The sequence below is a fragment of the Pseudarthrobacter sp. NBSH8 genome (assembly GCF_014217545.1).
In the GTDB taxonomy this organism is placed as follows: Bacteria; Actinomycetota; Actinomycetes; order Actinomycetales; family Micrococcaceae; genus Arthrobacter.
This window is the reverse complement of sequence record NZ_CP043178.1, coordinates 352350-364764: the sequence shown is the minus strand read 5'-3', so window position 1 is coordinate 364764 and position 12415 is coordinate 352350. Positions and strand designations below refer to the sequence as shown.

Annotated in this window: 13 protein-coding genes; 5 read left to right on the top strand and 8 right to left on the bottom strand. The window is 66.2% G+C overall.

Annotated elements, in window-relative coordinates; translation table 11 throughout:
- Positions 1-59: 59 nt before the first annotated feature.
- The 7 genes from FYJ92_RS01640 to FYJ92_RS01610 form a co-directional block, all read right to left on the bottom strand.
- Positions 60-389, bottom strand: coding sequence for a GNAT family N-acetyltransferase (locus FYJ92_RS01640; RefSeq protein ID WP_185262322.1), 330 nt, complete (start codon positions 387-389; stop codon positions 60-62).
- Entirely contained in the window at positions 386-1750 is a 1365-nt protein-coding gene (locus FYJ92_RS01635; RefSeq protein ID WP_370526098.1) for an acyltransferase, read from the bottom strand. The genes FYJ92_RS01640 and FYJ92_RS01635 overlap by 4 nt, the downstream gene beginning before the upstream one ends.
- Before the next feature lie 100 nt (positions 1751-1850).
- Positions 1851-2255, bottom strand: coding sequence for a DUF1304 domain-containing protein (locus tag FYJ92_RS01630; protein WP_185262321.1), 405 nt, complete (start codon positions 2253-2255; stop codon positions 1851-1853).
- Positions 2256-2291: 36 nt separating this feature from the next.
- Positions 2292-3143 (bottom strand): class II fructose-bisphosphate aldolase, encoded by an 852-nt coding sequence (locus FYJ92_RS01625; protein ID WP_185262320.1) that lies wholly within the window; start codon positions 3141-3143, stop codon positions 2292-2294.
- Positions 3143-4570, bottom strand: coding sequence for a GntP family transporter (locus FYJ92_RS01620; RefSeq protein ID WP_185262319.1), 1428 nt, complete (start codon positions 4568-4570; stop codon positions 3143-3145). Before FYJ92_RS01620 ends, FYJ92_RS01625 begins: the two co-directional genes overlap by 1 nt.
- A gap of 102 nt (positions 4571-4672) precedes the next feature.
- Complete coding sequence (locus FYJ92_RS01615) at positions 4673-5572, bottom strand: NAD(P)-dependent oxidoreductase (RefSeq protein ID WP_185262318.1); 900 nt, start codon at positions 5570-5572, stop codon at positions 4673-4675.
- 48 nt (positions 5573-5620) lie between these two features.
- A complete protein-coding gene (locus tag FYJ92_RS01610; RefSeq protein WP_185262317.1) occupies positions 5621-7105 on the bottom strand; it encodes a four-carbon acid sugar kinase family protein in 1485 nt (494 codons plus the stop codon).
- A 144-nt stretch (positions 7106-7249) separates the two neighbouring features.
- Between FYJ92_RS01610 and FYJ92_RS01605 the strand changes: the two genes are divergently transcribed.
- A complete protein-coding gene (locus FYJ92_RS01605) occupies positions 7250-7954 on the top strand; it encodes a FadR/GntR family transcriptional regulator (RefSeq protein ID WP_185262316.1) in 705 nt (234 codons plus the stop codon).
- A gap of 105 nt (positions 7955-8059) precedes the next feature.
- Positions 8060-8269, top strand: coding sequence for a dodecin (locus FYJ92_RS01600; protein WP_185262315.1), 210 nt, complete (start codon positions 8060-8062; stop codon positions 8267-8269).
- Positions 8270-8400: 131 nt separating this feature from the next.
- On the opposite strand, the gene FYJ92_RS01595 is transcribed toward FYJ92_RS01600, so the two are convergent.
- Positions 8401-9312, bottom strand: a complete 912-nt coding sequence (locus FYJ92_RS01595) for a helix-turn-helix transcriptional regulator (protein WP_185262314.1) — start codon at positions 9310-9312, stop codon at positions 8401-8403.
- Positions 9313-9512: 200 nt separating this feature from the next.
- Here FYJ92_RS01595 and FYJ92_RS01590 point away from each other — a divergent pair, with 200 nt between their 5' ends.
- The 3 genes from FYJ92_RS01590 (at position 9513) to FYJ92_RS01580 (ending at position 12406) form a co-directional block, all read left to right on the top strand.
- Positions 9513-10334, top strand: coding sequence for an aldo/keto reductase (locus tag FYJ92_RS01590; RefSeq protein WP_185262313.1), 822 nt, complete (start codon positions 9513-9515; stop codon positions 10332-10334).
- A 75-nt stretch (positions 10335-10409) separates the two neighbouring features.
- Entirely contained in the window at positions 10410-11381 is a 972-nt protein-coding gene (locus FYJ92_RS01585; RefSeq protein ID WP_185262312.1) for an aldo/keto reductase, read from the top strand.
- A complete protein-coding gene (locus tag FYJ92_RS01580; protein ID WP_185262311.1) occupies positions 11375-12406 on the top strand; it encodes an NAD-dependent epimerase/dehydratase family protein in 1032 nt (343 codons plus the stop codon). Before FYJ92_RS01585 ends, FYJ92_RS01580 begins: the two co-directional genes overlap by 7 nt.
- The last annotated feature ends 9 nt before the right edge of the window (positions 12407-12415 follow it).

Genomic DNA, 12415 nt, shown 5'->3' with positions numbered 1-12415 from the left:
CGGCGGGGGCGCGTCATTGACTGGCCCCGGTCGCGAATCGGGGGGCAAGATACTCCGCGCTAGTTGTCCGGCCAGTCGATGTGCTGTTCGTACCCCTCGTGTGCACGGAGGTAGCCGGCAATGAACGGGCAATGCGGAATGATCCGCTTACCCGAAGCCACCACGTCGTCCAGCGCGAAGTGAGCCAACACCTTTCCCAGTCCCTGCCCCTTGAAGTCCTCGGCGGTGTCGGTGTGGAGGAAATCCACGTGTCCGGGCAGGTCCCGGAAGAAGGACTGGACGGCGACCTTCCCGCCCACCCGCAGCTCGTAGCGGTGATGCTCGTCATCCCTGGACAGCGAGACGTCCGGGCTGAACTTGTCCTCTGTGGAAATCATGTTCTCAGTCATGGTTCGACATTGGCACTACTTGGCCCGGCTGGCAATGGCCCATCAGGCTGCCGTCCGTTGTGGGCGGCCCGTTCGGCACGGACATCGCCGGGGACGCGTTCCGGCATCCTGCCCAGCAGCAGCACGGCCAACACAAAGCATGCGGCGCCACCTCCGAGCAGGCCGAGCGTCAGACCGTTGAGGGCAGCGTTCGCCACCGGAATGAAGACGACGACGGCGGCCGTCAGCACCGCTGCGGCGGGCCTGCCGCGGGTGTGGACAGACGCCGTCGGACGTTCCTCAAGGCCACCGAACGCGGCCAGCACCGGGAGCAGAAGGGCCACAATGCCCAGGAGGACGAGCGGACGGGCCCACCACCATTCAGCTGTGCCTGCCGCGGGCTTGGGGAAGTCTGTGAGGAGCAGGAGCCCGGACATGGCCACGAGCAGCGGCAGGTGCCAGAGGTAAACGGTCATGGAGCGGCGGCCGGCGATCATAACCACGGCGCGGACCCAGCGCACGCCGGAAACCCAGCCGAGCCCCGGCCGGAAAAGCTGGAGCGCTGCGGCCTGGGACACGCCCAGGAGCAGCAGGCAAAGGTTGGGCGGGTTGAGGTTAACCAGCATGTTTCCGGAGTAGAGGCCCAGGCCGGTGACCAGCCCGAGCAGCAGGTTGGCTGCCAGGATGAGCCCCACCAGGCCGGAGCGGGTGAGCCTGGCGAGATGTCCGTCTGCCATCAGGAAGCCGAGCTGCTGCACCGCGCACCACAGGAAGACAAGATTCGCGTAGGCGAGCACGGGAAGGGCCCCGCGGAAGCAGTCGACGGCCACTACCAGGGCGGCCAGGACGGCAACAGTCAGCCAGGGCGCGCGGCTGTGGAACCGGGCCAGGAGCGGAATGTTGAGCTGGGCTGCAAGGTAGGCGGCAAGGAACCACAGGGGCATACCGGCTCCGGTGGCCATCAGCTGGACCACCTGGGCGTCCACACCGAACAGAAGCGCCGCCGAAAGGCCCAGGAACATCACCGCCAGGAGGGCCGCCGCCGGACGGACCAGCCGCAGGAGCCGGGCCTGGGCAAACTCCAAGCCGGTGCCGCCAAGGGCCTGCAGCCGCTGCCAGGACTGCAGCCCGGTGGTGCCGCCGGTCACGAAGAACAGCGGCATGACCATAAAGATCCAGATGACGGGCACGAACCACGGCTGATCGCCGAGGGTGTTTTCGGAGGTCACGGTGCCGTCCCTTTGCAGGACGGGGCTGACCATCATGCAGTGGCCCACCACCACCAGGGCCAGGCAGAAGAACCGGACAAGGTCGATCACCAGGTCGCGCTGGACCGCCAGATCACCCTGCGGGGCCGGCCCCGGCTCCTTCACACCACTCACGTGCAGTCCCTACATGCGCCGATGCTGTTGTTGACTCAATTGTCCGCCCGCGATGCGCTCCCGGCCAGCAAAGGACCAGCCGCAACGCCAGCAGGGCCAGTCAGCCCGCAACGGCCAGCAACCCAAGCACGACGGCGAGCAGCGGCGTCGTGCCTTGAAGCGCCGCCGCGCGGAGGTACTTTTTCCCACTCAGTGCCAGCACCGCGGCGGCGAGCAGCATGGAGCCGCAGCAGCTGAAAATGAGGGTCCAGCCGGCCACCTGCTGCGCCGAGGCGCCGGGGCCAAGCGCCACGCAGCCCACTCCGATGAACGCGCCGATGGCCAGGAACAGGTTGTAAAAGCCCTGGTTGTAGGCGAGTGGCTTGGTGGTCTCGGCGTCGGCCTGGGAGGCGAGGCCGAAACGTTTCCAGGTGGCCGGGGTGGTCCACGTGAGGGACTCCATGGTGAAGATGTACACGTGCAGCGCGGCGGCGATGAACGCAAAAAGAAGGGAGGCCAGGATCATGTGCTGATCCTAGCCTCCCCAAAACTCAAGAGGGCGTCACCGGGTGAGCATGCCCAGCGCCGATGTGGCGAACTCCCTGGCCGTGGTGTTCCAGTGGCCCAGCAGGCCCTGGAGGTTCTCGCCGTCGGCACGGTGCGCGGGCAGCTGTTCCTGGAGTGTGGCCAGCAACCCGGTGCGGAGCTCGGTGTTGAAGTTCACCTTGCCCACGTTCATCGCGGCTGCCTTGACCAGCTCCCCCGCAGGGATGCCGGACGCGCCGTGGAGCACCAGGGGAATGTGCGTCCGCACGGCAATGTCCTGCAGGACGTCCCAGCGAAGCTGGGGCTCGCCCTTGTACTTGCCGTGGACGTTGCCCACCGCTACAGCCAGCAGTTCAGCGCCGGTCCGGGCCACAAAATCCTCCACCTGGGCGGAATCCGTCAGCCCTGCAACGGCCACACCGGCTTCATCCGCGCCGAAGGCCCGGTCCTCGTCGCCGGCCAGGCCGCCGAGTTCGGCTTCAAGCACGACGTCGGCGCCCAGCACAGCGCGTGCCTGACGGACCAGCGCAATGTTCTCCTCATACGGCAAGGAGGAACCGTCCGCGAGGACCGAATCCGCCCCCGCGGCGACGGCGTCGGCCATCACCTTGAGGTCCGTCGCGTGATCAAGCTGGACAGCCACCGGAACGAACGCGGCGTCTGCCAGGCCACGGAGCGCGGCGATCAGCCGCAGTCCGTTCGCCGTGGCAGCCGTCTTGGGGGCCACCAGCAGGATGATCCCGTGGCCAGCGTCCTCGGCCGCGCCCACTACGGCAAGCGCCGTGGTGAAGTCGTAGCAGGTGAAGGCGGGAACGGCCGAGCCCTGCTGGAGGGCTTGCGTGACCAGCTGGTCGAGTCGGGTGCGCATCAGACGCTCAGGCCGCCGGCCAGGATCCATACCAGGAACGTCAGGGCGAAGCCTGCCAGTCCAAGGATGGTGGTGAGCACGGTCCAGGTCCGCAGTCCGTCCGCGACGGACAGGCCCAGGAAACGCGTGACGATCCAGAAGCCTGAATCGTTGACGTGGCTGAGGCCGAAGGCGCCGAAGCCGATCGCTACCAGGATGAGTGCGGTCTGCACCGGTGAGTAGCCGCCGTCGGCAACCGAAGCGCTCAGCAGGCCTGCGGTCGTGATGATGGCAACCGTGGCGGAGCCCTGTGAGGCCCGGAGGATCGCGGCCAGGACGAAGGCCATCAGGATGACCGGGAGGCCGACTGTGTGCAGGCCCTCGGCGAGCGCCTTGCCGATTCCGGAGACGGTCAGTACCTTACCGAAGACACCGCCGGCGCCGGTTACGAGGATCACGATGGCCGTGGGGGCCAGGGCGGAGTCCATGACTTCACCGGTCTGCTGTGAGGTCCAGCCGCGGCGGATGCCCAGGAAGTAGTAGGCGAGTCCCAGGGTGGTCAGCAGGGCGATGAGCGGCGCACCGACGAAGGTGGCAACGTCTGCCGCAGGGGTGCCCTTAGGCAGGATGACGGCACCGAGGGTTCCCACCATGATCATCAGGATCGGCAGGACGATAAGGGAGATGATCATGGCCGGGCTTGGAGCGGTCTTGACCGGCGAGACGCGGGTCTTGACGGCAACGCCGGATCCGCCTTCGTTTGCATCCTGTTCGACCTCGGATTTTCCGGTGCCGAAGAGCCGGAACTGCTCCGCAGTGGACGGGAGCATGGTGAAGTCGCGGCGGTTCAGCCGCCGGGCAACGAAGTATCCGAGGACGCCGACGGGGATGCAGAGGGTCAAGCCGATGATGGTGGTCCATCCGATGTCCGCGCCCAGGATGCCGGCGCCGCCCACAACTCCCGGGTGCGGCGGGACAACAACGTGGATGGCCAGCATGATCGCGCCGACCGGCAGGCCGATCTTGACCGGGTTGACGCCGGCGGCCTTGGCGAAGCCGTAGATGATCGGGATCAGGATGATGAATCCGACGTCGAAGAATACGGGGATGGCCAGCAGGAAGGCGGCCGAGGTGAGCGCGGCGATGACGCGGCGCGGGCCCAGCAGCTGGGTGAACTTACCGGCCAGGGCCTGGGCCCCGCCCGAGATTTCGATCATCTTGCCGAGCATGGCGCCGAGGCCGACGAGGATGGCCACGTTGCCCAGTGTGCCGCCCATGCCTTCCGTGACGGTTTTGACGACGTCGGCCAGCGGGATTCCGGCGGTGAGGGCCACGCCCACGCTGACGACCAGCAGGGCCAGGAAGGCGGGGATCTTGAACTTGATGACTGCCACGAGCAGCAGGGCGACGCCTGCTACTGCTATGGCCAGGAGAGCTAGAGCGCTCATGGTGTGTGTCTCCTTCGACGATGCTAGTTAAGCCTAGCGAGCTGGGTGGATCGACGACGGCGGAAAGGGGGATCCGCCGTCGTCGGGTTAGAGGGGTGGTGGTTAGGCGGTGCGTTTGACCGGGGCGACGACCTTGATGACGGCGGAGTCATCGGCGGCGGCGAGGCCCTGGGCCTGGCCCAGAAGATAGAGCTGCTCGGCGGCGGCGGCGACCGGAGCCGCGAGGCCCGCGGCGCGGGTGGCCTTGCCGACAATGCCCATGTCCTTGACGAAAATGTCCAGCCGGCTCAGGACTTCGGCGCCGTCCTCGGTGTAGGCCTCAAGGATGCGGGGCCCGCGGTTGGAGAGCATAAAGGACCCGGCGGCGCCGGCTTCGAGGGCCGCGAGGGTTTTGGCCTGGTCCAGGCCGAGCGCGTCGGCGAGGGCCATGGCCTCCGCGGCTGCCGCGATGTGGACGCCGCAGAGGAGCTGGTTGACGGTCTTGAGGGCCTGGCCGTCGCCGGGTTTGTCGCCCACAACGGTCAGCGTGGAAGCCAGCAGTTCGAGGGCCGGGCGGGCCTTCTCCTGGGCTTCCGGGGAGGCGCCGACGACGATCAGCAGGTCGCCTTCGCCGGCGCGCTTGGGGCCGCCGGACAGCGGCGCGTCCACAAGCTCAACGCCGTATTCGGCGAGGCGTGCCACGGTGGTGGGGATCGCTTCGGTGCCCACGGTGCTGCCCAGGATCACGACGGCGCCCGGCTCGAGCACAGAGGCCACGCCGTTCCCACCGAAGAGGACCTCGTTGAGCTGCTCGCCGTTGCGGACCGCCAGGAGCAGGGCGTCGGCGCCCTTGGAGGCTTCCCGGGCGGAGGCGAAGGTGCGGATGCCGGCTTCTTCGGCGAGCTTCAGCCGCGGCTCGGCGATGTCGAAGCCGTGCACGGTGAGTTCGCTGGCCAAGCGGGTGGCCATGGGCAGGCCCATGGCGCCGAGGCCCAGGACGGTGATGGTGTAGTTGGTGGTCATGGTGTTCTCCTTTGAATTCTTGCGGGTTTCGACAAGCTCAACCAACGGTCAGAAGGTGTTGCTGAGCTTGCGGGTGACGTCGGCGAGGGACTGGTCATCGCCCACGTTGCCGGCGAACACGATGTACGGGATGCCCTTGGCGGGGCCGTCCACCGGCTCCCAGAGCGAGACGATGCCCGGCAGCATGGGACCGCGGACTATGGCGTGGCGGATTTCCAGGCCGTGGGCGGCGACGTCGGAGGACGTGATCCCGCCCTTGGCGATGACGAACCGCGGCGGGAACGTCTTGAGCGTCCGGTTCACCACGGCGACGACGGCAGCGGACACCGTGCGCGCGATCCGCAGGCTTTCGGCGGCGTTGTCGGTCTTGATCAGCAGCCGGCTCGTGTGGACGATCACGTCTCGCCCGTGGAGAGCCTCCACGACGGTGCCGACGGTCTGGTCCAGGTGGGCGTCTCCGGTGTCGCTGAGCAGCTTCTCGACGTCGATCTCCACAATCCGGGCGGCGCTGTGCTGTTCGGTGAGGGCCTTGAGCTGACGGGTAGTCACGCCCACGTGGGATCCGACGACGATCAGGCCGCCTGCCTCGGACGGGGTGTTGCCGGCAAAGGCTTCAGCGCCGGTGAGCTCGGCGCGGATTTCCTGGCCGATCCGGGCCCGGACAAACGGCGGTCCCACGCGGTAGAGGAGCTTCTTGCCGCGTCGTTCGGCTTCTTCCAGGCCCAGCGACAGGGCGCGGAGGTCGTTCTCCGTGACGATGTCCGCGATGATCGGCGTGGAGTCGGTGGCGGGATGGATCGCGTCGGCGATGGCCTTGGCGGTGATCTGCGGATGGGCAGAGGCGCGGATGATGTTCAGGTCAAGGACGATCACGGATTCCGCGGCGAAGCGGCCCTGCGACTTCTCTTCCACGTACTGGGTCATGTCCGAGTTGGCGAAGCCGAAGCTTGCATCCTTGGCGAATTCGGTCTCGGCCACGGGGGTGAGCGTGCCGGCGTCGTCCCCCGTGCCACGCATGTAGTGCACGCCGCCGATGGTCACGCGGCCGGCGTCGGGGAACGCCGGCACCAGCACAACGCCGTCGGTGGCTTCTCCGCTGACGTCAGCAACGGTGGCGGCGATGACGTCGGGCTCCAGCGGGTAGTGTCCGCGGAGAGTGGAGTCGCTGCGGCTCACGAACCCGAGCCGGAGGCCCGAACCGGCGCTGGCATCTGCGGGCCCCGCGGCGGCCATCGCGTTGCGGACCACTTCCTCGTTGCGGGCCGCAGCTTCAGCGGGGTCCAGGCTGCGGGTGTTGGTCAGCACGTACACGGCGGGCTTCGCCTGGCCGAAGGCCCAGATGAAGTCCTCCACCTCCCAGCGGGTGAGCACGGGCAGATCCGCAACGGACTGCGTTCCGGTGGGGTCGTCGTCGAGCACTACGAGCATTCGGGGGGTCTCCGCGCTGGAAGCGGCGACGGCGTCGGCAACAAGGCGGGCGGGAATCCGGACTTCTGCCGGGAAGGCGGCCAGGATGTCTGCTTCAAGCGTCACAGTGCACTCCGTTGTGTGGGAAATCTAAAATAATGAGGTAACTGTAAGATGTCTGACATCTAACATTTCAAATAGTGTGGCACAGGACATAGAAACGCGCAAGTAGACTTGTCAGACATATCTGGCGACGCCGCAAGGGGACGTATGGCACGGAAATCATTGGTGGGCGTTGTTGCAGACGAGCTCCTGGACCGGATCATTGCCGGGGAATTTCCAGCCGGATCCAGCGTGCCCGGAGAGCTTGAGCTCAGTGCCAAACACGAGGTGAGCCGGATGACCGTGCGCGAGGCCATGAAAACCCTCGAGGCGCAGCGGATCCTCAGCGTGGAACGCGGCCGCGGCACGTTCGTTAACCCGCTGAACCGCTGGGCTTCGCTCGAAGCTGTGCTGCGTGCCGCGTCAGAGGGCCAGAACGAAGCCGCCGCATCCGTGCAGCTGATTGAACTGCGCCGGATGTTGGAAACCGGGGCGTGTGAGCTTGCGGCCGCCCGGATCAGCGACACCGACATCCAGATGCTGTTCGTCCATGTAGCGGCGATGCGGTCCGCCCATGAGGTCAATGACGTGGCCGCCTTCGTGGAGGCTGACCTGGCATTCCATGACCTGATCCTGAGCGCCTCGGAGAACGTTTTTGTTGCGGTCCTTTTTGCGCCGCTGCACCGGGTGCTCGAAAAGCGCCGGGCCGAGACATCGGCCGTGCCCACCATCCAGGAGCACGCAATCGGGCACCACCAGAACATCGCTGAGGCACTGGAATCGCGCGATCCGAGCCGGTCGCGCGAAGCCATGGACCTGCACATGCAACAGACCCTGGATGACCTCAAGAACCTGGTCCTCGAGGCGCCCTGACCAGCATCCACTCCGGAGTATTGGGTCTGGCCACGCCTGAGAAGTGCCACTAGTGTTCAAGGACGGCCCGCAACCGGGAATCGAAGGCGATCACGAGGAGCGAAGTTGTCCAACCACACGTACAGCATTACTGAAATTGTCGGTACCTCCGAAGAAGGCGTGGACGCGGCAGTCCGCAACGGGATCGCCGAGGCCTCCAAGACCTTGCGCAACCTTGACTGGTTCGAGGTCAAAGAAATCCGAGGTCACCTCGAAGACGGCAAAGTTGCCGACTGGCAGGTGCGGGTCAAGCTCGGTTTCCGCCACGAAGGCTGACCTGCCTGGGTTTTAAAGAGTGCTGGCCGCGTCCTTTGGGCGCGGCCATCACTCTTTGGCTTCAGTTGGACGAGGCAACACCTGCGGTGCGCCTGGCTAGAATCAGCGTTGCCAGCAGACGTACAGACCGGTCAGCTTTCGGCGGTGGCCGGAGGGAGTGCTTCCAAGTCCAGCGTCGTGCCCGGATGGGCGACTGCGGAGCCGGTCCCGGCATTGAGGCCAAGACTCAGTAACGCCAAGGCGTCCGACGACGGCGAGCCCGGTTTTGCGGAATACACCCTCAGGGTCTGGTCCGGATCGTCCGGAAGGACCAGGTTTTCAAAGTTCAGTTCCAGGTCGCCGACGGCGGGATGATGGAGCCGTATGCTGCCGGCGGACCGCGTGGCCACGCGGTGCCCTGCCCACCATTGCCGGAATTGCTCGCTGTGGACGGCGAGTTCGCCGACCAGCTGGTTGGCCTCGGGGTCGTTGGGGTGCCGGCCGACATCCACGCGGAGGGCTCCGGCCTCGTCCGCGGCCACTGCTTTCCAGTCGCGGAAGAGTTCCCGGGCACCAGGATCGAGAACCAGCCACCGGGTCAGGTTGCGTTCGTGCGCCGGCAAGTCCCGAAAATCCGTGAACAACAGGTAGGCCATCCGGTTCCCCACCAGCACATCGGTCCGGCGGCCCAGCACCAAAGCCGGAATGTCCCCCACCGCTTCCAGGAGCTGCCGCAGTGCCGGCCGTACTGACTGCTCCGGACCGGGTGAACGTGGGCTGGCCGCACAGTTTTCCAGGAGGTCAAGCATGTGCGCGTGTTGGCCCGCGTCCAGCCGGAGGGCTCGGGCCACGGAGTCGAGCACAGAGCGCGACGGGTGGATATTCCTGCCCTGCTCCAGGCGGATGTAGTAGTCCGTGCTGACATCTGCAAGCCTGGCCACTTCCTCACGCCGAAGGCCAGGAACCCGGCGCACGCCGGAGGTGGCTTCCGCCCCTGCGTCTTCCGGACTCAGCCGGGACCGCATGGCCTTCAGGAATTTTCCGAACTCGGCGCTCTGACCCATGCCCCTATTCTGCATCGTCCTGGCAGGCACTTCCTACCGCGAAGGTAGGACTGCCAGTCCTAGGAAAAACAGGGACACGGTCAGGGCCTGGCTATCGGCGCGAAAGTACATAGGCTCGTACCGGAGCAATTCCCGAAAGCGGTTTCCGGCCGGACATCCCGTGCCAGGAACCACCCTTCAGCACTACGAGGAGTCCCCCCATGTCAGAAATCACGCTGAACAACGGCGTCGCCATTCCCCAGCTCGGCTTCGGCGTATTCCAGGTCCCGCCGGAAGACACCCAGCGGATCGTCGAAGATGCTCTCGCCGCCGGCTACCGCCACATCGACACCGCCGCCGGCTACCGCAACGAAGCAGGTGTGGGAGCTGCCATCGCAGCCTCAGGCATTCCGCGCGAGGAAATCTTCGTGACCACCAAGCTCCGCAACGGCGACCAGGGCCGGGCCCGGGACGCATTCCAGGACACCCGCGACGCACTGGGTCTCGACTTCGTGGACCTCTACCTCATCCACTGGCCGGTTCCGTCGCAGGGCCTCTATGTCCAGGCCTGGAAGGAGCTGGAGGCCCTGTATGCCGCCAAGGAAATCCGCGCCATCGGCGTCTCGAACTTCCTCTCGGACCACCTGGACACCCTGCTCGAATCTTCGGACGTGGTACCGGCCGTGAACCAGATCGAGCTGCACCCCAGCTACCAGCAGGCCGAACTTGCCGCCAAGAGCCGCGCCCTCGGGATTGCGGTGGAGGCGTACAGTCCGCTGGGCCAGGGCGGCGACCTCAACGGGAACGCCGTTACCGCTGTCGCGCAGGCTCACGACGCCACCACGGCGCAGGTGGTCCTGGCCTGGCATCTGGCCGCCGGCACCATCGTCATCCCCAAGTCAGTTGACCCTTCCCGTATCCGAGAAAACTTCGCGGCCTCGTCCCTGACACTGTCCGACGACGAACTTGCCTCCATCACCGCCCTGGAGCGGGGCGCGCGCATCGGTTCCGATCCCGCCGTCGCCGCTTTTACGCAGCTGTAGCAACCGGTGACCGAGCCTGCCGGCAGGCTCGGTCACCGGGTTCCGACAGGTCCCTCCACCAACGAAGGATTCCCCATGCAGTACACGCATCTGGGCCGCTCCGGCCTGAAAGTTTCCCGTCTGTGCCTGGGCACCATGAACTTCGGCCCGCATACCGACGAAGCGGACGCACACAACATCATGGATTCCGCCCTGGACGCCGGCATCAATTTCTTCGACACGGCCAACGTCTACGGTGGCAGCGGGCACCGCGGCTGGACCGAGGACATCATTGGCCGCTGGTTCGCGAAGGGCGGCGAGCGCCGCGAACGGACCGTCCTGGCCACCAAGCTGTACGGCACCATGACTGAGCGCCCCAACGAGTCCAAGCTGTCCGCGCTGAACATCCGCCGCGCCTTGGACGCCAGCCTGAAGCGCCTCCAGACGGACTACATCGATGTGTACCAGTTCCATCACATTGACCGGGACACTCCCTGGGACGAGATCTGGCAGGCCATCGAAGTGGCCGTCCAGCAGGGCAAGATCCTCTACTCAGGCAGCAGCAACTTCGCCGGGTGGCACATCGCCCAGGCACAGGAAGCTGCCCGTCGCCGGAACTATACCGGGATGGTCAGCGAGCAGTCGATCTACAACCTGTTCCGCCGCGAGGTGGAGCTGGAGGTCATCCCTGCCGCCCAGCAGTACGGCCTGGGCCTGATCCCGTGGTCCCCTCTGCAGGGCGGGCTGCTGGGCGGTGTCCTGAAGAAGGAACGCGGAGGTGTCCGGCGCATCGAAGGACGCGCTGCAGAAACGCTCGAGAAGCACCGGGACCAGATCCAGCAGTTCGAGGATCTTGCGGACGGACTCGGACATGAACCCGGTGACATCGCGCTCGCCTGGCTCCTTCACCAGCCTGCTGTCACTGCACCGATCGTGGGGCCGCGCACGCAGGAACAGCTCGACGCCGGCATCCGGGCGTTGGACGTCACGCTTGACGCCGACGCGCTCAAGCGGCTCGACGGCATCTTCCCGGGCCACCGCCCGGCACCGGAGGACTACGCATGGTGACCCTGTTGGATCCCGCCGCGGACACCGTGGCACCACGGAGCCTCCTCTTCCTGGGCGGCACCGGGGTGATCAGCGCGGCGGCGGCAGAACGCGCCGTCGCGCTGGGGCACCGGCTGACTATCCTCAACCGTGGCCAATCAGGCAGGCCGGTACCTAATGGCGCAGAGGTGCTGCATGCCGATGTGCGTGACGCGTCCGCCGTGCGGGAGGTGCTGGGCGGGCGGGAGTTCGACGCCGTCGCGGACTTTATCGCCTACAAGCCGGATCAGGCACGGGCCAGCTTGGAGCTGTTCCGTGGCAGGACGGGTCAATACGTGTTCATCAGTTCAGCCTCGGCGTACCAGAAGCCGCCCACCCGGCTGCCCATCCTGGAATCCACGCCTCTGAAGAACCCTTTCTGGCAGTATTCGCGGGACAAGATCGCCTGCGAGGACATTCTGTTTGAGGCGTACCGTTCCGAGGACTTCCCGCTGACCGTGGTGCGCCCATCCCACACCTACGACCGCACCAAGATCGCGATGGTGGGCGGCTGGACGGACGTGCACCGGATGCGCGCCGGGCTGCCGGTTATGGTGCACGGCGACGGCACCTCGCTGTGGACCCTCACCCACAGCCGCGACTTCGCCAAAGCCTTTGTGGGGCTTCTAGGCCGGCCGCAGGCTGTGGGCGAGAGCTACACCATCACCTCCGACGAATACCTGCCCTGGAACCAGGTTTACCGTTCGTTCGCCCGGGCAGCCGGTGTCCCGGAGCCCGAGCTGGTCCATGTGGCCTCGGAAACCATCGCCGCGCACAGTGCGGAACTGGGGCCCAACCTGCTGGGCGACCGATCACACTCAGTGGTTTTCGACAACACCAAGATCAAGTCCCTGGTCCCGGGCTACACGGCCACGATTCCGTTCGCGGACGGGACCCGAGAGATCGTTGACTGGCATGACAGCCACCCCGAACTGCAGGTGGTGGACCAATCGTTCATGGACCTCAGTGATCGGCTGATCAAGTGGGCACGGAGAGCGGCTGACTGACGGCGTGTC